This window comes from Kaistella sp. SH40-3 (genome assembly GCF_030686865.1).
Classification (GTDB): Bacteria; Bacteroidota; Bacteroidia; order Flavobacteriales; family Weeksellaceae; genus Kaistella.
In genome coordinates, this window is record NZ_JAQYUS010000008.1 from 13,001 (window position 1) to 35,013 (window position 22,013).

Below are 22,013 nucleotides of genomic sequence, written 5' to 3' on the forward strand. Positions count from 1 at the left end.
AAATAAAAAAGAGGAAGTTTTGCTTCCTCTTTTTTGTGCGTTATTTAATTAAGAATATTACTATGGCAACTTCGCAACTAAACTTTCCGGTAAAAATTTTAAGATATAATAAATGAATTTCCATTTAAAATTAGGAACAATAGAGAACGAATTCCCAACATTTACAATATGTTTCGCAACATAATCGGGTTCCATCAAAAGGTTTTTATTCAATTCTAAACCTGCATTAATTTTCGTATTAATATATCCGCTTACTAAAACATTAACGATAATATTTCTCGAAGACAACTCTTGTCGAAGTCCGGCTAAATATTGCGTGAATGCCGATTTTGTACTTCCATAAATGAAATTACTTTTTCGACCACGAACTCCGGAAAGTGAAGACAATCCTATAATTCTTTCTAAATTTTTAGTGGATTCATCCATCACAATAATATTCAGAATAGAAACTGCGCCCATATAATTCACTTCCATCATTTGTTTTACTCCAGCAAAATCGTGAAGTGCTTTCTGATTTTCAACCAAAAAACCTGCGGAGTAAATTACGATGTTGGGTTTTGTTGGAAGTTCATCATAAAATCTTTGATGAGAAGAAAAATCTGCAGCATCAAAATATTTGAGAGTAATTTTAGAAGAATCAATATCATTTTCTTCCACGAAATTTTCTAAAGAATCCAGATTTCGAGAAGATGCAATAATTGAAAAATCCTTTTCCTGATATTGCAAAATACATTGTTTTGCAACATCGGAATTGGCTCCTAAAATGAGAACTGTTTTATTGGCATTAGTATTCATCGACTATTTCGCTCGAAGTCGTTCTTTAATCTTCTCAATATTTTTCTTCGCAGAATCTTCTAAAATTAAAGAAGCGCTCATCAAAATTCTTTCCGGCATTAATTGTTCGAAATGTTCTGTTCCTTCCCAAGAAACTTTTTTAATTAATGATAAAGCATCGGAACTTCTGGTCGATAATTTTTCTAAGAATTTATCGATTTCTTCATCCATCATTTGAATATTTTCAGAAACGGAATGGTAGACATCGTGTTTTTCACACCAATCAGCACTTCTGAAATCTGCGTCAATCGACATTGCAGCATAAGCAGATTTGCCCATTTTTCTTTCAACATAAGGTCCAATTACGAATGGTCCAATTCCTAAATTTAATTCTGTTAAAGCCAACGCAGAATCTTTTGTAGCAAAACAGTAATCTGCAGCACACGCAATTCCTACTCCGCCGCCTGTTGTTTTTCCCTGAACTCTTACGATGACTAATTTTCCGCAAGATCGCATTGCATTTAAAACTTTTGCGAAACCTCCAAAGAATTTTTTAGAATTATCTAATTCATCGATTGACAATAATTCATCGAAACTCGCGCCAGCGCAGAATGCTTTTTCACCCTCTGATTTTAAAAGAATTGCTTTTACTTCTTCTTTTGCTCCTTCATCCAAAATCGTTTGAGCGAGCAATTCTAAAATTTCACCTGGCAAAGAATTGCTTTTTGGATGTCCAAAAGTGATTTCTGAAATATTATTTTTAAGTTCTTGATTTACAAATCCGTTGTTCATTATGCTTTGTTTAAGGCTATTAAATATTTATCGATGTATAATTGTTTCTCTTTGCTTTTGTATTGCTGGATATATCTCGGATGTTCTAACACTGTCATTTTATCAAAGAAATGTTCTTGACTGTTGATTTTATCAATGAAAGTGGCGTTCTTTTTTCCCAAAATAAAAACTTCCGAAGTATCTAAACCTAAACTGATATGATCTTTTAAACTTTGAATCATAAATGGTTTTACGGCTTCGAAAAGTTTTTTATCATCATAATAATTGGCGTTTAAATTACCTCTAATCGTATTTCTGACAATCGCCAAAGGAAAGGGCGAATTGATATAAAACTCTTTATAGAACGCTTCAGGTCCACCAAAATTTTCAATGACATCATATAAAAAAACCGAAGAAATTTCATGAGTGTGAGCAGATTTCATTTCTATACCACAAATGGTTTCTAATCTTTTTGTATCGGTGAAAGGAACACCTGTAACTCCTGCTCCGTGACGACTGGGATTAATTCCGACAATGAATTTCCTTTGTAAATCATCATTGTAAAATTTCTGATAAAACTCGGTCATCACCGTTAAAGTTTCGGGATTATCGAAGAAAGGATTAAGCACATTGAAGCCTTCAGGAAGATCTCCTGAATAATGTAAGTTTTCATTGAATTCGACTACTTTTTCTCCGACGGTTTTAATCACTATTTTTTTATTTTTAATTATTCTGTGAAAATCTGTGAAATCTGTGCGCTAAATGACTCACAGATTTCACGGATTTGCACAAATTTATTTAAAGATATCCGTTTATAATTCTAACTATATCGCTATTTATATTATTCGTGTTGAAATTAAAAAGAATACCTAAATGACAATTTGTTAATTTCAAGTAGTTCAGTAATTGTTTATGATGAATCTGCGCTAATTCTACGACAGATTTAATTTCGATAATTATTTTCTCTTCAACTAATATATCTGCACGAAATCCTAGACCTAAATCGGTTCCTTTATAAGTAACTGAAATTGGAACTTGAACTTCCACTCGTAAACCTTGATTTTCGAGTTCGATTGCAAGTGCTTTCTCATAAACACTTTCCAGCAATCCAGGACCAAGAGTATTATAAACTTCAAAAATTGCTTTTCTTATCAAAAAGGTAATTTCATTTTCAGTCATAATTTTAGATTATTTTATTTAAAACTTAATCTCTTATTCTGTGTGAATCTCTGAAATCTGTGCGGTTTTACAGCACACAGATTTCATAGATTTGCACAGATTTTTAATACATCAACTGCTTCTTTTCCTTCTTATTCCAACCTGCCTGACTTTGATATTTCACGAAAAATATTTTTAAATCTGCCTGACTTCCATAATCGACAAAATAAATCTTCTTATCTGCCTGACTAGAATATTTTACAAAGAACCACTTCCCTTCGTTTCCTTCGGCTTGGCTTTGTTAATCGACTTTATACACTTTCAAATCTGCCTGACTTTCATATTTCACGACGAAAACTTTTACATCTGCCTGACGTTGATAATCGACAGAGAAAACTTTCTGCGCAGAAAACTGCACGGTGAATAATAGGATCAAAATTAATGTCAGATATGTTTTCATACTAAAAAATAGAAAGAATTCTTAAGAATTTCATCTGTGGAAATCTGTGGAATCAGTGTGCTTATAATCCAAATTGCTCGAAGTGATGCGTCACATGTTTTTGATGAAACAACTCCATCATTTCTTTATTTAATTTTCCGAAAACAAAATGCAAATGTTCTGCTTCTGGATTTTCGCGGTAATAAATCTGATAATTTTTTACCGATTCAATGAAATGCGTTTTGGCTTCATCCAAATTTTTATATTTTAATTCCGGTAATTTTCCATCTTCTAAGAAAGGTGCAGGAAAATCTTTCGGCATTTTTCTAAAGTTATAAAGTGAATCCTGATATTTTTCTAAATGTTCTTCCGGCGTTTTACATTCTGAAGTTTCTATTTCGCCAGTGCTGTATTTCATGGTAGTTTCTAAATGTTCCAACATTTGTTGAGCATTCATTTTTCCCCAATTTGGAATCGATTTTTCAGATAAATTATTTAATCTTGTGGCAAAATCTTTATAATCTACTTTAATGAAAGGAGATTTCTTCGCAACCAAAGTTAAAATCGTGGCAACACAAACAACTTCTTCACGTTGATTCACAACTTCTACCAACCATTTTACAACGCCACTTGGAACATTTCTTCCTTTTACTCCTTTGTTGATTCTCTCTTTTGCAGTTAAATAAACAGTGATCGTATCTCCGGCGTAAACTGGTTTAAAGAAACTCGCATTTTCTAGTCCGTAGTTCGCAATGACTGGACCTTTTTTACCGGAAACAAATAATCCTGCAGCTGCAGAAAGTATGAAATATCCGTGTGCAACCGTTTGATCGAAGATTGTTCCATTTAATGAAGTTGAATCTGTGTGAGCGTAGAAATGATCCCAAGAAACATTTCCAAAATTGACGATATCTGCTTCTGTTACTGTTCTTCCGGCAGTTTCTAATGAATCGCCGATTTCTACTTCTTCAAAATATTTTCTAAATGGATGTTTATCTGAGAAATGTTGATTTGCTCCTTGCTGATAAATTTTGGTAATCGCGGTCAAAATATCGGGCGAACCTTGAATTGCAGTTTTTTGTAAGAAGAAATGAAGTCCGTTTAATCCACCCATTTCTTCACCACCTCCTGCTCTTCCGGGTCCACCGTGCATTAAGGTTGGTAAAGGTGAACCGTGACCGGTTGATTCTTTTGCATTATCTCTATTTAAAACGAAAATTCTTCCGTGAGAAGATGCCATTTTCCAAGAGGTTTCTGCAACGAATTTTTCATCACGAGAAATAATTGAACCTACCAAACTTCCTTTTCCACGTTTTGCCAAAGCGGCTGCTTCTTCAGCATCTTTGTACGGCATCAAAGTTGAAACCGGTCCGAATGCTTCTACATCGTGTGAAATATTTTTTTCGAAAGGTTTATCGTTGTAAAAGACTTTTGGAGTCATAAAGGCTCCAGTTTCGTAATCGGCATCTACTAATTCTTGTTTACCATCGTAAATCAATTCAGTTTCCGCTTTCAGTAAGTTTATTTTTTCCTGAAGAACTGCCATTTCTTTTTTGCCAACAATAGATCCCATTCTGGTTTCGCGGCTTAATGGATTTCCAATTTTGGTTTGATCTAATGCTTTACTTAAAGCGTTCTGAACATCACCAACTAAATTCTCCGGAACAATAATTCTTCGGATTGCGGTACACTTTTGTCCAGCTTTAGTCGTCATTTCGGTGCGAACTTCTTTGATGAAAAGATCAAATTCTGGTGTTCCAGGTTTTGCATCGAGGCCGAGAATTGAGCAGTTTAAAGAATCTGCTTCCATGTTGAAACGGACCGAATTACTTGAAACTGAAGGTAAAGATTTTAATTTTTTTCCGGTAGAAGCGGAACCTGTGAAAAGTACAGAATCGCCATCTTGAACATAATCCAAAATATTTCCCGGTTCACCACAAACTAATTGGATGGCTCCTTCCGGAAGGATTCCACTTTCAATCATGTCCTGGAAAACGGCGTTGGTTAAATAAGATCCTGGAGTTGCCGGTTTCACAATGCTTGGAACCCCGGCTAAAAGTGAAGTCGATAATTTTTCTAACATTCCCCAAACCGGGAAATTGTACGCATTAATTTGTACTGAAACTCCTTCGCTCGGCGTTAAAATATGCGTTCCCAGAAAAGTTCCGTTTGCTGAAATTTTCTGGGTATCTCCATCAACCCAAAATGGTGTGTTGGGCAACATTCTTTTTGCAAGACCAGAATAGGTAAAGAACGTTCCGAAACCTCCTTCGATATCTACCCAAGAATCTGAATGAGTTGCTCCGGTTTTATAGGACAGATCGTAATATTTCTTTTTTCTTTCTAATAAATACAAAGCAACTTTCTTCAACATTTCGCCACGATCGTAGAACGTCATGGAGGAAAGATTTTTGTAACCAACGGTTCTTCCGTAATCTAAGGCTTGCTCAAAATCGATTCCTTCGGTATCTGAAATTGCAACCAATTCACCATTAACTGCATTATAAAGTGGGACTTCATTTCCTGATCCTTCGATCCATTGTCCTCTGATGTAATTTTTTAGTTTCATTATTTATTAGATGTGGATTTTTTTAAACTTTTGATCAATGATTTAATTAAAAGATAACAAAGAAAAAATAGCAATGCTATATCAATTGTGAAAATTAAGGAAGGTACAACATCACTCAGGATTTGTTTTTGTTCTAATGACTTTAGGGCTTCTTTATTTTGTGTATTACTTATAGCTTTTGCGATTCTGATTCCTTCTTGAAGAGTATAGAATGCGAAAATATTGAGTGCAACCAGGAATATTCCTGAAGCTGCGAGTATCTTTTTATTTTTTGAATTCATTTTTTTGAGTAAAATTAATTTAATCGAACGCGTTATCCTTTGTGGTTATTCAACAATAGTAAATCCTGAAAATAATTCTTTAACTTCTTCAAGACTGTACACTTTATATTCGAAATTTTTTCCAAATAAATCTTTCGAATACTGTTCGACGGTTTGCGAAAATCCTGCTTTTTTCCTTAGTGCATTAACGTTAGCAGGATCTTTTATAGGCCAGATAACAGAAATTCCACCCATTTCTAAACCTTGTGATCCATAAATTTGCTGTTCTTCTTTTTCCATGAGATGTCGATCTAGCATCAGAGCATAACTTCGAAAAGGTAACTCTTTTTTCTCAGCGGCAATTCTGACGATTGGTAAATACTTCGAAATCTTGTCGGAGTGTTGAATTACTAGAAATGCTGCTCGGTTAGTGGGTTCACCAACTAAAGACTTTCCTGGATAACCATATTTTGAAATAATTGTTTCAACTTTTTTAATATTTTCTGCATCATATTTATTCATGAGAACTAAAAGATTTTTTCGCATGGTGTCATAATCCATATTAAGACTGTCTGCAATATTCCTTCTTTCTTGTTCTGGCATATTAGGATCATACTGTCGTCGGAAGGCTTGATCTGTAAACATTATTACATCTAATTCTTTTTTTAAATCCGTATTAATCCTCGTTTGAGAATTACAGGAAAACAAAATAAGGCCTGTGATAATGACAAAAAGAATTTGATAAATGAATTTCATTTGGTGAAGAATATCTTGAGTAATTTTTCTAGGGGTTAAGATACTGAAATTTTCAATTTTGCTGAAATCTAATTTTATAACCGAGTTGCGCCCCGGCTTGAGTGGAGCTCTTTTTTGTTATTGCAGAGACGAACATGCTCAACAAACTGCTTCTCTTCGATCGCAATGACAAAAAAAGCGGGAACGGAAGACGGAAATGTGCGCCCAAAAAAAATCCCTCTCAAACTAAATTGAAAGGGAAATTATGAATATGATTTCAGATTATCTTGCGCTCATGTCAACGTAATCACGTTTTGCAGCACCTTGATAAACCTGTCTTGGTCTTCCGATTGGATCGTTATGCAAACGCATTTCTTTCCATTGAGAGATCCATCCTGGCAGTCTTCCTAAAGCGAACATTACGGTAAACATTTCGGTTGGAATTCCTAATGCTCTGTAGATTATTCCTGAGTAGAAATCTACGTTTGGATACAATTTTCTTTCGATGAAGTATTCATCTTCTAAGGCTACTTTTTCTAACTGTAAAGCGATGTCTAAAGCTTTGTCTTCAATTCCTAAAGCTGCAAAAATATCATCTGCTGCTTTTTTAATGATGCGTGCTCTTGGATCGAAGTTTTTGTAAACTCTGTGTCCAAAGCCCATCAAACGGAAATCGTCATCTTTATTTTTAGCTTTCTCCACGTATTTTGCAACGTCGCCACCATCCTGTTCGATCATCTCCAACATTTCGATCACAGCCTGGTTTGCACCACCGTGAAGTGGTCCCCAAAGTGCAGAGATCCCTGCTGAAACTGAAGCAAATAATCCAGTATGTGCTGAACCAACCATTCTTACCGTCGATGTAGAACAGTTTTGCTCGTGGTCTGCGTGAAGAATTAATAATTTATCTAAAGCATTAACAACGGTAGAATCTAAATGGAATTCCTGGTTTGGACGACGGAAACACATTTTGTAGAAATTCTCTACATAGTTTAAGCTGTCGTCTCCATGATTGATCGGTAAGCCCATTTTCTTACGGTAAGTCCACGCACAAAGGTGAGAGAACTTGGCGATCAGCATTTCTGCGGCGTGGTCCATTTCTTCTTTTGATCTTACATCAACAGCTTTTGGATTAAAGGCAGTAAGCGCAGATGTTAAGGAAGATAAAACTCCCATTGGGTGTGCTGAACGAGGGAAAACGTCGATCAATCTTTTCATTTCGTCAGCAACGAAATTGTATTTTTTAATACCTTTTTCGAAACCAGCAAACTGGTCTGTCGTAGGTAAATTACCATTTAACAAAAGATACATAACTTCTGTAAAACTGGATTTTTCAGCGATTTGCTCGATTGGATATCCTCTGTAATACAATTCGCCGTGATCACCATCAAGATAAGTGATGTCGCTTAAAGTGGCTCCAGTATTTTTATATCCTAAATCTAAAGTAATTAACCCGGTTTGGTCTCTTAACTTTGAAATATCGATTCCTCTGTCACCGATGGTGCTTTCTACGATTGGGTATTCAAATGCTTTCCCATCATAGTTTAATATAACTTTGTTATCTGACATTATAATTTATTTTTTTACTAATTTATAAATATTGGAATGAAACCGCAAGTGTTTTTTACGGTCGCTCCATTAATTTTTTCTATTATCGTTTTATTTTAAAAGCATCTAATCCTGGGAATACTGCTGTTTCTCCTAATGCTTCTTCAATTCTAAGTAACTGGTTGTATTTCGCCATTCTGTCTGAACGTGATGCTGATCCTGTTTTGATTTGACCACAGTTCATTGCTACAGCTAAATCAGCAATGGTCGCATCTTCTGTTTCACCAGATCTATGAGACATTACGGTAGTGTATTTATTATTCTGCGCCATTTGAACAGCTGCCATAGTTTCTGATAAAGTACCGATTTGATTCACTTTAATTAAAATTGAATTTGCGATATCTCCTTTTATTCCCTTGCCTAAAATCTCGGTATTTGTTACAAATAAATCGTCACCTACTAACTGTGTCTTATTTCCTATTTTTTCAGTTAATAATTTCCAACCTTCCCAATCATTTTCATCCATTCCGTCTTCAATTGAAATAATTGGATATTTTGATGCCAATTCTGCTAAGTACTCAACCTGTTCTTCACGAGTTCTGCATGCACCATTTTCTCCTTCAAATTTTCTGTAATCATATTTACCATCAACATAAAATTCGGACGAGGCGCAGTCTAAGGCAAACATAATATCGTCTCCGGCTTTGTAACCAGCGTTAGCAATGGCTTGCGTTAAAGTATCCAGGGCGTCTTCGGTTCCATTGAATTTTGGTGCAAAACCACCTTCGTCACCAACTGCAGTCGAAAGATTTCTAGATTTTAAGATTGATTTTAATTCATGAAATATCTCCGTTCCTTTTTGTAATGCGTGAGAAAAAGAATCTGCTTTCACCGGCATCACCATAAACTCTTGGAAAGCAATAGGTGCATCTGAATGGGAACCACCATTAATAACATTCATCATAGGAACTGGAAGTGTATTTGCGTTTACACCACCAATATATTTGTACAAAGGAATTTTAAGGTCCAATGCAGCTGCTTTTGCCACTGCTAAGGATACGCCTAAAATTGCATTTGCTCCAAGATTTGCTTTGTTAGGTGTTCCATCTAATTCAATCATAATTTGATCGATCAGATTTTGCTCGAAAACTGAAATACCAATTAATTCTGGTGCGATGATTTCTCTTACATTTTCTACTGCTTTTAAAACTCCTTTCCCACCAAATTCTTTTGCTCCATCACGTAACTCTACTGCTTCATGTTCGCCTGTAGATGCTCCAGAAGGAACAGCCGCACGACCCATAGAACCGGCTTCTGTGAACACATCAACTTCAATTGTAGGGTTTCCTCTAGAATCTAAAATTTGTCTTGCTTCAATGTAAGAAATGTAACTCATTGTATAATTTTTTAGTATGATTTATTAAGAATTACAAATTTAGTTAAAATTGAATGATTGCCACGGGTTTATCCTATGATTTTAATGAGGTTTTGAGTTAAATTTTAGTTAATTGTATCGGTATAATCATAATTAAAAAAGATATCATTAAATTTGATTATCCCTAAAACTTTAACAATGAAAAAAACGTTCATCATCGCAGCATGTTCTCTTCTAATGCTAACACTAAGTTGTAAGAAGAACACTGAAGGAAACAAAAGTGTCATCAAACAAGAAAATGGTTATTCTGCTGATCTTCCTAAAGACAGTACCACTATCGCTACCACTGAAACTGACGAGTCAAATTATAATGCTAAAGATTATACTGACCGTTATGTAGCGGACGATGGTTCATCAGCATTAGTCACGTTTAACAATACTGCAAAAGTAAAAACCATCAGCATTAAAAGTAATAACAAAACAATCACAACTCCGCAGACAGAAGCGTTCGAAAAAGGTGGCATTTATAAAGACTTCGATATTACTATCGTGGCTAAAAATGACAGCATTACCATTACGCAGGAAAATAATGTGATTCATTTGAAGAAAGCCAGAGGACAATAGTCAACAGCCAAATAAAAAGTTAAAAGAACCAAGATTGTTGAGTGATTAAACTCTTAAATGCTTAGTGCGAATAATTTTAATTATAGCAAGTACTTCTAAACGCACAATTATTTACAAACAAAAATCCGTCTCGTTATAAAACAAGACGGATTTTAATTTCTAAAGCGTGGCGAATATTATTCTCCTGCTTTTTCTTCTGTAGAATCTGCAACTTCTGCAGTTGGCTCTTCAGTTTTAACTTCTTTAGCAGGAGTTTCTTTTACTTCAGCAACAGTTTCTGCTGCTTTAGGAGTGGCTCTTCTGCTTCTTCTAGTTACTTTTTTCTCTTCAGCATTCGGGTTGTAAAGTTCATTGAAATCTACAAGTTCGATCATTGCAGTATCTGCAGCATCTCCCGGTCTGAATCCAGTTTTGATGATTCTAGTGTAACCACCGTTTCTTTCTGCAATTTTAGGAGCAATTGTTCTGAATAATTCAGTAACTGCTTCTTTACTTTGCAGGTATGCGAAAACTGTTCTTCTGTTGTGTGTTGTATCTTCTTTCGCTTTTGTAAGGATCGGCTCAACATATACTCTTAAAGCTTTCGCTTTAGCGACAGTTGTGTTGATTCTTTTATGCTCAATAAGAGAACAAGCCATATTAGAAAGCAAAGCACTTCTGTGAGAAGCTGTTCTAGATAAGTGATTGAATTTTTTACCGTGTCTCATTGTTTGTTATTTATCAGCGTCTAATTTATATTTAGCAACGTCGAAACCGAAGTTAAGACCTTTTGCATGCACTAATTCTTCTAATTCTGTTAAAGATTTTTTACCGAAATTTCTGAATTTCATCAAATCAGACTTTGTGTAAGAAACCAGTTCTCCTAAAGTCTCAACTTCAGCAGCTTTCAAGCAGTTTAGTGCTCTTACAGACAGATCCATATCTACTAATTTCGATTTAAGGAGTTGTCTTGTATGTAAAGTTTCTTCGTCGTATTGAATTGAGGCTTTCACCGCTTCAGTTTCCAACGTAATTCTCTCATCAGAGAACAACATGAAATGATAAATTAATATCTTAGAAGCTTCTGTTAAAGCATTCTGAGGAGTGATAGACCCATCAGTTTCAATATCTAAAACGAGTTTTTCGTAGTCTGTTTTTTGCTCGACACGGTAGTTTTCAACACTATACTGTACTTTCTTGATCGGGGTATAAATTGAATCAATTGCAATAGTTCCGATAGGAGCATTGCTTGATTTATTTTGGTCAGATGGTACATAACCTCTCCCTTTCTCAATATTGAACGTGATTTCAAATTTCACATCTTTATTGGTTGAGCAGATTACCAAGTCAGGATTCAATACTTCGAATTCCTGCATTGATTTTCCTAAGTCACCAGCAGTTACAGTAGTTTGTCCAGATACTTTAGCAGTTACTTGCTCTGCAGTTGCAGTTTCAGTTTTTGCTTTCAGACGCAATTGCTTTAAGTTAAGAATGATTTCTGTAACGTCCTCAATTACTCCTGGGATTGTTGAAAATTCGTGCTCTACGCCTTCTATTTTAATAGATGAAATAGCATATCCTTCAAGAGAAGAAAGTAAAACTCTTCTCAATGCATTACCGATAGTAAGTCCGAAACCTTGCTCTAATGGTCTGAATTCAAATTGACCTTTGAATTCATTAGAGTTAAGAAGGATTACTTTATCGGGTTTAATAAATGTTAAAATTGCCATATAATTAGGTTGAGCAAAAATTTGAAATTATTATTTAGAGTAAAGTTCGACGATCAATTGTTCTCTCAAATCTTCCGGAATTTGAATTCTTTCCGGTGCTGATACGAAAGTACCTGATTTAGTTTCGTCGTTGAATTGTAACCACTCATAGTTTGTTCTGTAAGCTAATGCATCAGCAATTACTTCAAGAGATTTTGATTTCTCTCTAACAGCAACTACGTCACCAACTTTCATAGAATATGAAGCGATGTTTACCAATTCACCATTTACAGTGATGTGTCTGTGAGATACCAATTGTCTTGCACCTGCTCTGGTTTTTGCAAACCCTAATCTGTACACTACATTGTCTAATCTCGACTCACATAATTGTAAAAGAACTTCACCTGTTACGCCTCTTGCTCTTACTGCTTTTTCGTATAGGTTAGCAAATTGTTTTTCTAAAATACCATAAGTATATTTAGCTTTTTGCTTTTCCATCAACTGAACAGCGTACTCAGATTTTTTCGATCCTCTTCTTTTGTTAACACCATGTTGTCCTGGCGGTTGGTTTTTTCTTTTCTCGAAGTTTTTATCATCTCCGTAGATTGCAGCCCCAAACTTTCTTGCAATCTTTGTTTTTGGTCCAATATATCTTGCCATATTTTTTTAAGATTTTAGATTCTCGATTTAAAGTTTTTAATTAAAATGTAAACCACCTTATTAACATTTAAATCATAAGATTCTTTAGATTATACTCTTCTTCTTTTTGGAGGTCTACATCCGTTGTGTGGCATTGGAGTCACGTCAACGATTTCACTTACTTCAATTCCTGAATTGTGAATAGTTCTGATCGCAGATTCTCTACCTGCTCCAGGACCTTTCACGTAAACCTTTACTCTACGTAGTCCAGCATCGTGTGCTACGGTTGAGCAATTTTCTGCAGCCATTTGCGCTGCAAAAGGAGTATTCTTCTTAGAACCTCTGAATCCCATCTTTCCGGCTGATGCCCAAGAGATGACTTCTCCACTTTTATTTGTTAAAGAAATGATGATATTATTGAAAGTCGCTTGGATGTGTGCTTCACCAATTGCTTCAACTTTTACTTTTCTTTTCTTTACTGCTTTAGTCTGTTTTGCCATAATTCTTACCGATTATTTACTTGCTTTTTTCTTGTTAGCAACAGTTTTTCTCTTTCCTTTTCGGGTTCTAGAATTATTCTTAGTTCTTTGTCCTCTTAAAGGTAATCCCAGTCTGTGACGTATTCCTCGTTGGCAACCAATATCCATCAATCGCTTGATGTTTAGTTGTGTTTCAGAACGCAATTCACCTTCAACTTTAATGTTTTCAGTGATGTAGTTTCTGATCAATGCCAATTCATCGTCATTCCATTCGTTGACTTTCTTGTCTTCGCTGATTCCGGCTGCTTTCAAGATCTCAGAAGAAGTACTTCTTCCAACACCATAGATATAAGTTAAACCGATAACGCCTCTTTTGTTTTTTGGTAAATCAATACCGGAAATTCTCGCCATAATTTAATTTTAGCCTTGTCTTTGTTTAAATTTTGGGTTCTTCTTGTTGATCACAAACAGAACGCCTTTTCTGCGAACAATTTTGCAATCAGCACTTCTTTTTTTGATAGATGCTCTAACTTTCATTTTAAGTTTTCTTTTCTAATTTTGCAACGGTTAAATGAGATCTTACGGAATCATTCCCATTTTGTTTAAATTTAAAACTTTAATAAAATCTTTCGACTTTACAAGTCCTCTTTTATAGTAAAGTTCAGTTGTACTGAATTTAATATCTAAATGTAATTCTCCCCTTTGATAAATCATAAGGAGACAATTCTAATTTCACCTTGTCGCCAGGTAAAAGTTTAATGTAGTGCATTCTCATCTTACCAGAAATATGGGCAATAAGTACATGCCCGTTTTCTAGTTCAACGCGAAACTGCGCATTCGAAAGTGCTTCCGTAATGACGCCGTCTTGTTCAATATGTTTTTGTTTTGCCATTTATCTAATTACAGATTATTGCTTGTTCTGGACAATTTAGACTGCATCAAGCCATCATAATGGTGATTTAACAGATAAGTATTAATCTGTTGTACAGTATCTAAGATTACTCCGACCATAATTAAAAGCGATGTACCCCCGAAAAACAGGGCAAAACGATCGGTCTGAACAAACGCTCCATACACAAGTGCTGGAAGGATTGCAAAGATAGCTAAAAATATTGAGCCAGGCAAAGTGATTTTTGATAAAATATCATCCAGGTAATCAGCGGTTTCTTTCCCTGGTCTAACCTTAGGAATTAAGCCACCGTTTCTCTTTAAATCATCAGCCATTTGATTCACAGGAATCGTAATTGCTGTGTAGAAAAAGGAGAAGATGATAATTAATATCGCAAACAATACATTGTACTGCCAACTAAATACATTTTTGAATCCTGCAAGAAAAGTGTTGGACTCATCAACTTTCGTTAATAATCCCGGTACAAACATTAATGCCTGAGCGAAAATGATTGGCATTACTCCAGAAGCATTCACTTTTAGAGGAATCCATTGTCTTGCACCTTGCATTAAGTTTCTATTTACACCACCTCTTGCTTGGGCTCTACTTACATATTGGATAGGAATTTTTCTTACAGCGACCGATAGAACGATTGCCAAGAGTACGACTACCATCCAGAAGAGAACTTCAATCAGAATCATAATGGTACCAAAACCACCTTTACCTGTTTGAGTTGCAACTTCCTGAATAAAAGCTCCTGGGAAATCAGCAAGAATCCCTACCATAATTAAGATAGAAATACCATTCCCGATTCCTTTATCAGTAATCTTTTCTCCTAACCACATTGCGAATACAGAACCAGCAACTAAAATTACGATACTTGGCAACCAGAACATAATGGACTGCGGATGTACATAGTAGGCAGAAGCAAACTGTGCATGAGGCAAGAACATTTGAGTGATTGAAGTAAGGTAAGAAGGTGCTTGTACCAAACAAACTGCAATAGTTAACCATCTTGTAATTTGGTTTAAGGTATTTCTACCACTTTCACCATCTTTCTGCAATTTCTGAAGATATGGAATTGCCATACCCATTAATTGCACAATAATGGAAGCAGAAATATAAGGCATAATTCCGAGTGCCATAATTGACGCTCGGGAGAAAGCCCCACCTGTAAACGAAGAAAGCAAGCCAAGAAGTCCTGCTCCTTGCTTGTTGCCTCCTTGGTTTTTATAAATATCCAAAAGATTCCCTACCTCGGCCATGTTAATGGCGGGTAAGGAAATATAAGATGCGAATCTATACACGAGGACGATCCCTAGAGTGAACATGATTTTCTCTCTAAGTTCCTTAAGACTCCAAATGTTTTTTAGTGTTTGTATAAATTCTTTCATTGTAAATATTATAGAGTAATTGCTTTACCTCCTGCTTTAGAAATTGCTTCTTCTGCAGATTTAGTGAATTTGTGTGCAGAAACTGAAATACCAGCTTTCAATTCTCCTCTACCCATAATTTTTACAATTTCGCTTTTCTTAGCCAAACCATTCTCTACTAAAACCTCTTGTGTAATTTCAGTGATATTTTTGGTATCAGCCAAAAGTTGAAGGGTATCAATATTAATTCCTCTATACTCTTTTCTGTTGATGTTGGTAAAACCGAATTTCGGTAATCTTCTTTGCAAAGGCATCTGTCCACCTTCGAAACCAATCTTCTGAGAATAACCAGCTCTTGCTTGCTGACCGTTGTGACCTTTTCCAGCTGTTCCCCCTTTACCACTACCTTGTCCTCTACCGATTCTTTTAGTACTGTGAGTAGAACCTGCTGCAGGTCTAATATTATTTAAATTCATTATTTTTAGATTTGAGATTTAAAGATTAGAGAGAAGAGACTATCATGATCAAGTCTCTTTTTCTCTTTGTCAATTTTCTATTTTTGTACTTCTAGTAAGTGATTTACTGCCGCTACCATTCCTAAAATTGCAGGAGTATCGTCATGTTCTACCACTTGGTGAAGTTTTTTCAATCCTAATGCTTCAAGCGTTCTTTTTTGGGTTTTGGTTCTACCAATAGCGCTTCTTACTTGTTTGATTCTAATTTTTGCCATTGCTTTACTTATTAACCGTTAAACACTTTATCTAATGAAATACCTCTCAATTTAGCAACCTCTTCTGGTCTTCTGATATCCAATAGCGCTTTGAAAGTTGCTTTCACTACGTTATGTGGGTTAGATGAACCTTTTGATTTTGAAAGAATATCTTTAATACCAGCAGCTTCAACTACCATACGAACTGTACCACCAGCGATTACACCGGTACCATGAGTTGCAGGTCTCAAGAAGATATCTGCTCCACCGTATCTTGCAGATGTTTGGTGAGGAATGGTATGGTTTACTACAGGAACTTTAACTAAATTTTTCTTAGCATCTTCTACTGCTTTTGCAATAGCTGAAGCAACTTCTTTAGATTTCCCTAAACCGAAACCAACAGTTCCAGCTTCGTCTCCTACAACAACAATTGCAGAAAAACCGAAAGCTCTACCTCCCTTGGTTACTTTAGTAACTCTGTTTACTGAAACGAGACGATCTTTAAGTTCTAATCCTCCCGGTTTTATTTTTTCTATATTATCTAGTCCTAACATATTTCCGAAATTTAATGATTAGAATTTTAGTCCGCCTTCTCTCGCACCGTCAGCTAAAGCTTTCACTCTACCATGGTATACGAATCCGTTTCTGTCGAACACTATATTTTCAATTCCTGCAGCTTTAGCTTTTTCAGCGATTGCTTTACCAACTTCTGCAGAGATTTCTACTTTGTTTCCTTTTACATTCAGCGCTCTAGATGAAGCTGAAGCTAAAGTTTTACCTTCTTTATCGTCGATTAATTGAGCGTAAATTTCTTTATTGCTTTTGTAAACAGATAATCTTGGTAATTCAGCAGAGCCAGAGATTTTTCCTCTTACTCTTCTTTTAATTCTATTTCTTTTTTGTACTTTGCTTAGTGCCATTTTCTTAAGTTTTAAAAATTAAGCAGATTTACCAGCTTTACGTCTTACAATTTCTCCTACGAATCTAACTCCTTTTCCTTTATATGGTTCTGGTTTTCTGAAAGATCTGATCTTTGCAGCTACCATTCCTAATAATTGTTTGTCAAAAGATGTTAAGGTAATAATTGGATTTTTACCTTTTTCAGATAATGTTTCTACTACCACTTCTTTTGGAAGATCCAGTACAATACCGTGTGAGAATCCCAAAGCCAAATCTAATCTGTTTCCTTGATTAGATGCTCTGTATCCTACTCCTACAAGTTCAAGTTTTTTAGTCCATCCTTCGGATGTTCCTTGAACCATGTTATTGATTAACGCTCTGTAAAGACCGTGTAATGCTTTGTGTTGTTTTGATTCCGACGCGCGATCTAAAGTTAGAATCCCGTCTTCTTGCTTAAGAGTGATTCCTTCGCCTAATTGCTGTGTAAGTTCTCCTTTCGGTCCTTTCACAGTTACCAATCCGTCTTTCTCAGTTACGGTAACATTAGCGGGAATTTCTATAATTGCTTTACCAATTCTTGACATTTTCCTTTAATTAAAAATTAATAAACATAGCAGATTACTTCTCCACCAACTTTTTCCTGACGTGCTTTTTTATCAGTCATAACTCCTCTTGAAGTTGAGATAATTGCAATTCCTAATCCGTTCAATACTCTTGGCAGTTCACCTGATCCTTTGTATTGTCTTAAACCTGGTCTTGAAGCTCTTTGAATGCTTTTGATAACCGGCTTGTTGGTTAGTTTATCGTACTTTAAAGCGATTTTGATGTTTCCTTGAACAGCGTTATCTTCGAACTTGTAGTTCAAAATATACCCTTGATCAAACAAAATTTTTGTAATCTCCTTTTTGATTTTCGATGCAGGAATATCCACCACTTTGTGGCCTGCGCTTTGTGCGTTCCTTACTCTGGTTAGGAAATCTGAAATTGGATCTGTTACCATTTTTCTATTTTAAATTATTGGTTTATGATAGTTAGTTTTAAAAGGTGGTAGGCTTTAGGTTCTAGTTAAAAACTATTTACTATAACCTACAACCTAATAACTTTACTATCTCGATTGTTCTAAATTTGTTACCAACTAGCTTTTTTCACTCCCGGGATAAGACCTTTGTTAGCCATTTCTCTGAAAGTTACTCTTGAAAGACCGAATGTTCTCATGTAACCTCTTGGTCTTCCTGTTAATTTACATCTGTTGTGTAGTCTTACTGGTGAAGCATCTTTCGGCAATAATTGCAAACCTGCATAGTCATTCGCTTCTTTCAAAGCTTTTCTTTTCTCTGCATATTTTGCTACCGTAGCTTCTCTTTTGCGCTCACGCGCTTTCATTGATTCTTTAGCCATCTTAGTTCTTTTTGAAAGGCATACCGAAATGCGTTAATAGTGATTTAGCTTCTTTGTCAGTTTTCGCTGAAGTTACAAAAGTAATGTCCATCCCTTGGATTTTTTTCACTTTGTCAATTGCAATCTCTGGGAAAATAATTTGCTCCGTAATCCCTAAATTGTAATTTCCTCTTCCGTCGAACCCGTCTGCTTTGATACCGTTAAAATCACGGATACGTGGTAAAGCTGAAGAAGTTAATCGGTCTAAGAACTCATACATTTGATTTGATCTTAAAGTAACTCTAGCTCCTACAGGCATTCCTTTTCTTAATTTAAAAGCTGCTTCATCTTTCTTAGAAAGAGTTCCAACTGCTTTTTGACCAGTGATTGCCGTAAGTTCTTCAATTCCGTAATCAACAATTTTCTTGTCAGCTGTTGCTGCACCCAAACCTTGTGACACAACGATTTTCAATAATTTAGGAACCTGCATAACAGATTTGTACCCAAATTCTTCCATCATTGTAGGAATAATTTTCTCTTTATATATTTGTTTTGGTCTTGCTATATATTCCATCTTCGTTTAATTATAAAGTTTCACCGGTTGATTTAGCAACTCTCACTTTTTTATCACCCTCTACCTTACTTCCTGTTTTAGTTGGTTTACCGTTTTTGTCGATAAGCATAACATTCGAAATATGGATTGATGCTTCTTTTTCTACAATTCCGCCTTGTGGGTTACCTGCAGATGGTTTAGTATGTTTTTTAACAATATTTAAACCTGCAACAACTACTCTAGCGTCTTTGCCTTCTTTTCTGATCACTTCAATAACTTCACCTTTTTTACCTTTAATTTCTTTCTTTCCGGTAGTGATGATTACGTTATCTCCTCTTTTGATTTTTAACTTTGTCATTTTCTGTAAATTTTAAAATTAAAGTACTTCAGGAGCTAATGAAATGACTTTCATATATTCTTTGTCTCTTAGTTCACGAGCAACAGGTCCGAAAACACGGGTCCCTCTCATTTCACCAGTAGCGTTTAAAAGAACACAAGCGTTATCGTCAAATTTGATGTATGATCCATCTTTTCTTCTTACTGCTTTTTTAGTTCTTACGACTACCGCTTTAGAAATAGTTCCTTTTTTTGCGGTTCCTTGTGGTGTAGAATCTTTGATAGTAACTACGACTTTATCACCAACTGAAGCATATCTTCTTCTAGTTCCTCCTAGAACTCTAATAACTAGTACTTCTTTTGCACCTGTGTTATCAGCAACTTTTAATCTTGATTCGGTTTGTAACATTACTTAGCTTTTTCAATGATTCTTACTAATCTCCATCTCTTACTTTTACTTAAAGGTCTTGTTTCAGTAATTAATACTGTATCCCCTTCAGTACACTCGTTGTTCTCATCATGAGCGGTATATTTTTTCGTTTTTAAAACGAATTTACCATACATCGGGTGTTTTACTCTCGTCGTTTCACTTACAACAATGGTTTTTTCCATTTTATTGCTAGAAACAATTCCGATTCTTTCTTTTCTTAAATTTCTATCCATGATAAAAGGAAAATTATGATTGTTGTTTTAGTGTTAATTCAGTTTCAAGACGAGCGATCATTCTTCTCATGTCTTTAATTTGAATTGGATTTTCAATCGGGCTAATGCTGTGAGACAATTTCATTTTATTGAAATCTGCTTTTACTTCAGCCAATTTGTTTTGAATATCTCCTGCGCTTAGATTTTTGATGTCAGCTTTTTTCATTTTTAAATAAATTAATTAGGTTGAACAAAATCGTTAGCAACTACAAATCTTGTAGTAACAGGAAGTTTTTGTGCTGCTAAACGAAGAGCTTCTTTCGCTACTTCGTAAGGTACACCACCTACTTCAAACATAATTTTACCAGGTTTCACTACAGATACCCAATATTCCACTGCACCTTTACCTTTCCCCATCCTTACTTCGGCTGGTTTTTTAGTAATAGGCTTGTCTGGAAATATTTTGATCCATAACTGACCTTCTCTTTTCATATATCTTGTTGCAGCAATACGCGCTGCTTCAATTTGTCTTGCAGTGATCCAAGCTCCTTCGTTAGCTTTGATCCCGAAAGTTCCGTATGCAAGTTGACTACCTCTTTGGGCAATCCCCTTCATTTTCATCTTGTGAACTTTACGGAATTTGGTTCTTCTTGGTTGTAACATAATTTCTAGGAATTTTAGATTTTAGATTTTAGATTTTAAAAAAGTAACGGTTCATTTAAAAAATAGCCTCCAAAATTTCATTAATTATTTTCTATCTCTTGGTCTACGGTCGTCTCTGCTTCTTCTGTCATCACGATCTCCTCTTCCTGCAGATGGTCCTTTTTTCTGTTGTCCTACTAGTGGGCTTAAGTCTCTTTTACCGTAAACTTCACCTTTCATAATCCAAACCTTAACTCCTAATTTACCGTACTGAGTAAGGGCTTCACCGATATGGTAATCGATGTCTGCTCTAAAGGTTGACAAGGGGATTCTTCCGTCTTTGAAAGATTCACTTCTTGCCATCTCCGCTCCGTTTAATCTACCAGAGATTTGAACTTTGATTCCTTCAGCACCCATTCTCATGGTACTTTGAATTGCCATTTTCACAGCTCTTCTATACGAAATTCTATTTTCGATTTGTTTTGCGATACTGTCTGCAACTAAAACTGCGTCAAGTTCAGGTCTTTTGATTTCGAAGATATTGATCTGGATATCTTTATCCGTCAATTTTTTTAATTCTTCTTTTAATTTATCAACTTCCTGTCCTCCTTTACCGATGATTAATCCCGGTCTAGCAGTAGTAATTGTAATGGTTACTAATTTCAATGTTCTCTCGATGTAGATTTTTGAAATTCCACCTTTAGATAATCTTGCCTCAAGGTATCTTCTGATCTTGTAGTCTTCTGCGATTCTGTCTCCATAATCTTTACCACCATACCAGTTTGAATCCCATCCTCTGATGATACCTAATCTGTTACCAATTGGATTTGTCTTCTGTCCCATACCTTGATTATTTATTATCTTTAGTTCCTAAAATTAAAGTGATGTGGTTTGATCTTTTTCTGATTCTATGACCTCTACCTTGTGGTGCTGGTCTTAGTCTCTTCAATTGTCTTGCACTGTCAACCATAATTTCTTTTACGATTAAGTTTGCTTCTTCAATATCAGCACCTTCGTTCTTTGATTGCCAGTTAGCCATCGCAGAAAGAAGTACTTTCTCTAATTTGTTAGAAGCATCTTTTTTGGAAAATTTAAGGATACTCAACGCCTTTTCTACTTCAACTCCTCTAATGATATCAACTACTAATCTCATTTTTCTTGGAGAAGAAGGGCAGTCATTATGTAACGCTTTTGCTACATCTTGGTTTGCTATTTTACGTGCTAATGCACTTTCTCTTTTTCTTGATCCCATGATTATCTACCTCCTTTATTTTTGTTACCGCCGTGACCTCTGAAAGATCTTGTCGGAGAAAATTCGCCTAACTTATGACCTACCATATTTTCAGTTACATAAACTGGGATAAAAGATTTCCCGTTATGTACTGCGATGGTTTGTCCTACGAAGTCTGGAGAGATCATTGATGCTCTAGACCAAGTTTTGATTACTGTCTTCTTACCAGACTCTATATTTGTCTGAACCTTCTTATCTAAAGTGTGATGAATGAAAGGTCCTTTTTTAAGTGATCTTGACAT

Annotated in this window: 34 protein-coding genes and 1 pseudogene; 1 reads left to right on the plus strand and 34 read right to left on the minus strand. The window is 35.4% G+C overall.

The features are described from left to right. Positions 1-60 precede the first annotated feature (60 nt). The 10 genes and pseudogenes from PUH65_RS12340 to eno all read right to left on the minus strand — a co-directional run bounded on the left by PUH65_RS12340 (position 61) and on the right by eno (position 9,650). Positions 61-795: an SDR family NAD(P)-dependent oxidoreductase gene (locus PUH65_RS12340; RefSeq protein ID WP_305520451.1), complete on the minus strand. Its 735-nt coding sequence runs from the start codon at positions 793-795 to the stop codon at positions 61-63. Between the two features lie 3 nt (positions 796-798). After that, a complete protein-coding gene (locus PUH65_RS12345; RefSeq protein WP_305520452.1) occupies positions 799-1,566 on the minus strand; it encodes an enoyl-CoA hydratase/isomerase family protein in 768 nt (255 codons plus the stop codon). Then, positions 1,566-2,252: an SMUG2 DNA glycosylase family protein gene (locus PUH65_RS12350; RefSeq protein WP_305520570.1), complete on the minus strand. Its 687-nt coding sequence runs from the start codon at positions 2,250-2,252 to the stop codon at positions 1,566-1,568. The genes PUH65_RS12345 and PUH65_RS12350 overlap by 1 nt, the downstream gene beginning before the upstream one ends. Before the next feature lie 91 nt (positions 2,253-2,343). After that, positions 2,344-2,724, minus strand: coding sequence for a GxxExxY protein (locus PUH65_RS12355; protein ID WP_305520453.1), 381 nt, complete (start codon positions 2,722-2,724; stop codon positions 2,344-2,346). A gap of 103 nt (positions 2,725-2,827) precedes the next feature. Continuing rightward, positions 2,828-3,163, minus strand: a pseudogene (locus PUH65_RS12360) (DUF6150 family protein). A gap of 61 nt (positions 3,164-3,224) precedes the next feature. Beyond that, positions 3,225-5,714, minus strand: a complete 2,490-nt coding sequence (gene paaZ / locus PUH65_RS12365) for a phenylacetic acid degradation bifunctional protein PaaZ (RefSeq protein ID WP_305520571.1) — start codon at positions 5,712-5,714, stop codon at positions 3,225-3,227. Further along, positions 5,711-5,992: a hypothetical protein gene (locus PUH65_RS12370; RefSeq protein WP_305520454.1), complete on the minus strand. Its 282-nt coding sequence runs from the start codon at positions 5,990-5,992 to the stop codon at positions 5,711-5,713. The genes paaZ and PUH65_RS12370 overlap by 4 nt, the downstream gene beginning before the upstream one ends. A 45-nt stretch (positions 5,993-6,037) precedes the next feature. After that, complete coding sequence (locus PUH65_RS12375) at positions 6,038-6,727, minus strand: DUF6624 domain-containing protein (RefSeq protein ID WP_305520455.1); 690 nt, start codon at positions 6,725-6,727, stop codon at positions 6,038-6,040. A 261-nt stretch (positions 6,728-6,988) separates the two neighbouring features. Continuing rightward, positions 6,989-8,275 (minus strand): citrate synthase, encoded by a 1,287-nt coding sequence (locus PUH65_RS12380; RefSeq protein WP_305520456.1) that lies wholly within the window; start codon positions 8,273-8,275, stop codon positions 6,989-6,991. An 82-nt stretch (positions 8,276-8,357) separates the two neighbouring features. Then, positions 8,358-9,650 carry a phosphopyruvate hydratase gene (eno, locus tag PUH65_RS12385; protein WP_305520457.1) on the minus strand — a complete coding sequence of 431 codons (1,293 nt, stop codon included), beginning with the start codon at positions 9,648-9,650 and terminating at the stop codon, positions 8,358-8,360. Positions 9,651-9,827: 177 nt separating this feature from the next. Between eno and PUH65_RS12390 the strand changes: the two genes are divergently transcribed. Next, positions 9,828-10,253: a hypothetical protein gene (locus tag PUH65_RS12390; RefSeq protein WP_305520458.1), complete on the plus strand. Its 426-nt coding sequence runs from the start codon at positions 9,828-9,830 to the stop codon at positions 10,251-10,253. A 176-nt stretch (positions 10,254-10,429) separates the two neighbouring features. Here the strand turns inward: PUH65_RS12390 and rplQ are convergent, their stop codons facing one another. The 24 genes from rplQ to rpsS all read right to left on the minus strand — a co-directional run bounded on the left by rplQ (position 10,430) and on the right by rpsS (position 22,013). Next, on the minus strand, positions 10,430-10,960 hold the full coding sequence (gene rplQ / locus PUH65_RS12395) for a 50S ribosomal protein L17 (RefSeq protein WP_305520459.1): 531 nt from the start codon (positions 10,958-10,960) through the stop codon (positions 10,430-10,432). 6 nt (positions 10,961-10,966) lie between these two features. Next, positions 10,967-11,962 (minus strand): DNA-directed RNA polymerase subunit alpha, encoded by a 996-nt coding sequence (locus tag PUH65_RS12400; protein ID WP_305520460.1) that lies wholly within the window; start codon positions 11,960-11,962, stop codon positions 10,967-10,969. 30 nt (positions 11,963-11,992) lie between these two features. Further along, positions 11,993-12,601 carry a 30S ribosomal protein S4 gene (gene rpsD / locus PUH65_RS12405; RefSeq protein ID WP_305520461.1) on the minus strand — a complete coding sequence of 203 codons (609 nt, stop codon included), beginning with the start codon at positions 12,599-12,601 and terminating at the stop codon, positions 11,993-11,995. An 89-nt stretch (positions 12,602-12,690) separates the two neighbouring features. Further along, the gene (gene rpsK / locus PUH65_RS12410) at positions 12,691-13,080 is read right to left on the minus strand and encodes a 30S ribosomal protein S11 (RefSeq protein ID WP_027376638.1); all 390 of its coding nucleotides are present in this window, start codon (positions 13,078-13,080) and stop codon (positions 12,691-12,693) included. A gap of 12 nt (positions 13,081-13,092) precedes the next feature. Beyond that, positions 13,093-13,470 carry a 30S ribosomal protein S13 gene (gene rpsM / locus PUH65_RS12415; protein ID WP_133439512.1) on the minus strand — a complete coding sequence of 126 codons (378 nt, stop codon included), beginning with the start codon at positions 13,468-13,470 and terminating at the stop codon, positions 13,093-13,095. Between the two features lie 9 nt (positions 13,471-13,479). Next, positions 13,480-13,596 carry a 50S ribosomal protein L36 gene (gene rpmJ / locus PUH65_RS12420; RefSeq protein WP_007839480.1) on the minus strand — a complete coding sequence of 39 codons (117 nt, stop codon included), beginning with the start codon at positions 13,594-13,596 and terminating at the stop codon, positions 13,480-13,482. Positions 13,597-13,735: 139 nt separating this feature from the next. Further along, the gene (gene infA / locus PUH65_RS12425; protein ID WP_031503426.1) at positions 13,736-13,951 is read right to left on the minus strand and encodes a translation initiation factor IF-1; all 216 of its coding nucleotides are present in this window, start codon (positions 13,949-13,951) and stop codon (positions 13,736-13,738) included. A gap of 8 nt (positions 13,952-13,959) precedes the next feature. Continuing rightward, positions 13,960-15,342 carry a preprotein translocase subunit SecY gene (gene secY, locus PUH65_RS12430; RefSeq protein WP_305520462.1) on the minus strand — a complete coding sequence of 461 codons (1,383 nt, stop codon included), beginning with the start codon at positions 15,340-15,342 and terminating at the stop codon, positions 13,960-13,962. Between the two features lie 8 nt (positions 15,343-15,350). Then, the gene (gene rplO / locus PUH65_RS12435) at positions 15,351-15,797 is read right to left on the minus strand and encodes a 50S ribosomal protein L15 (protein WP_305520463.1); all 447 of its coding nucleotides are present in this window, start codon (positions 15,795-15,797) and stop codon (positions 15,351-15,353) included. Positions 15,798-15,874: 77 nt separating this feature from the next. Further along, positions 15,875-16,051 (minus strand): 50S ribosomal protein L30, encoded by a 177-nt coding sequence (rpmD, locus tag PUH65_RS12440; protein WP_305520464.1) that lies wholly within the window; start codon positions 16,049-16,051, stop codon positions 15,875-15,877. An 11-nt stretch (positions 16,052-16,062) separates the two neighbouring features. Next, a complete protein-coding gene (rpsE, locus tag PUH65_RS12445; protein WP_305520465.1) occupies positions 16,063-16,584 on the minus strand; it encodes a 30S ribosomal protein S5 in 522 nt (173 codons plus the stop codon). 18 nt (positions 16,585-16,602) lie between these two features. Next, positions 16,603-16,950 (minus strand): 50S ribosomal protein L18, encoded by a 348-nt coding sequence (rplR, locus tag PUH65_RS12450; protein ID WP_305520466.1) that lies wholly within the window; start codon positions 16,948-16,950, stop codon positions 16,603-16,605. An 18-nt stretch (positions 16,951-16,968) separates the two neighbouring features. Then, entirely contained in the window at positions 16,969-17,514 is a 546-nt protein-coding gene (gene rplF, locus PUH65_RS12455) for a 50S ribosomal protein L6 (RefSeq protein WP_305520467.1), read from the minus strand. Positions 17,515-17,531: 17 nt separating this feature from the next. Continuing rightward, positions 17,532-17,930, minus strand: coding sequence for a 30S ribosomal protein S8 (gene rpsH, locus PUH65_RS12460; protein ID WP_305520468.1), 399 nt, complete (start codon positions 17,928-17,930; stop codon positions 17,532-17,534). A gap of 128 nt (positions 17,931-18,058) precedes the next feature. Continuing rightward, complete coding sequence (gene rpsN, locus PUH65_RS12465; protein ID WP_034718706.1) at positions 18,059-18,328, minus strand: 30S ribosomal protein S14; 270 nt, start codon at positions 18,326-18,328, stop codon at positions 18,059-18,061. 1 nt (position 18,329) lies between these two features. Next, positions 18,330-18,881, minus strand: a complete 552-nt coding sequence (rplE, locus tag PUH65_RS12470; protein ID WP_305520469.1) for a 50S ribosomal protein L5 — start codon at positions 18,879-18,881, stop codon at positions 18,330-18,332. Between the two features lie 10 nt (positions 18,882-18,891). Beyond that, on the minus strand, positions 18,892-19,218 hold the full coding sequence (rplX, locus tag PUH65_RS12475) for a 50S ribosomal protein L24 (protein WP_305520470.1): 327 nt from the start codon (positions 19,216-19,218) through the stop codon (positions 18,892-18,894). 18 nt (positions 19,219-19,236) lie between these two features. Next, positions 19,237-19,605: a 50S ribosomal protein L14 gene (rplN, locus tag PUH65_RS12480; RefSeq protein WP_305520471.1), complete on the minus strand. Its 369-nt coding sequence runs from the start codon at positions 19,603-19,605 to the stop codon at positions 19,237-19,239. Then, entirely contained in the window at positions 19,605-19,862 is a 258-nt protein-coding gene (gene rpsQ, locus PUH65_RS12485) for a 30S ribosomal protein S17 (RefSeq protein WP_088263399.1), read from the minus strand. The genes rplN and rpsQ overlap by 1 nt, the downstream gene beginning before the upstream one ends. Before the next feature lie 10 nt (positions 19,863-19,872). After that, on the minus strand, positions 19,873-20,064 hold the full coding sequence (gene rpmC / locus PUH65_RS12490; protein ID WP_305520472.1) for a 50S ribosomal protein L29: 192 nt from the start codon (positions 20,062-20,064) through the stop codon (positions 19,873-19,875). Positions 20,065-20,075: 11 nt separating this feature from the next. Further along, on the minus strand, positions 20,076-20,501 hold the full coding sequence (rplP, locus tag PUH65_RS12495) for a 50S ribosomal protein L16 (protein ID WP_305520473.1): 426 nt from the start codon (positions 20,499-20,501) through the stop codon (positions 20,076-20,078). An 84-nt stretch (positions 20,502-20,585) separates the two neighbouring features. Next, positions 20,586-21,323, minus strand: a complete 738-nt coding sequence (rpsC, locus tag PUH65_RS12500) for a 30S ribosomal protein S3 (protein WP_305520474.1) — start codon at positions 21,321-21,323, stop codon at positions 20,586-20,588. A 7-nt stretch (positions 21,324-21,330) separates the two neighbouring features. After that, the gene (gene rplV / locus PUH65_RS12505; protein ID WP_305520475.1) at positions 21,331-21,732 is read right to left on the minus strand and encodes a 50S ribosomal protein L22; all 402 of its coding nucleotides are present in this window, start codon (positions 21,730-21,732) and stop codon (positions 21,331-21,333) included. A gap of 2 nt (positions 21,733-21,734) precedes the next feature. Beyond that, entirely contained in the window at positions 21,735-22,013 is a 279-nt protein-coding gene (gene rpsS, locus PUH65_RS12510; RefSeq protein WP_039341565.1) for a 30S ribosomal protein S19, read from the minus strand.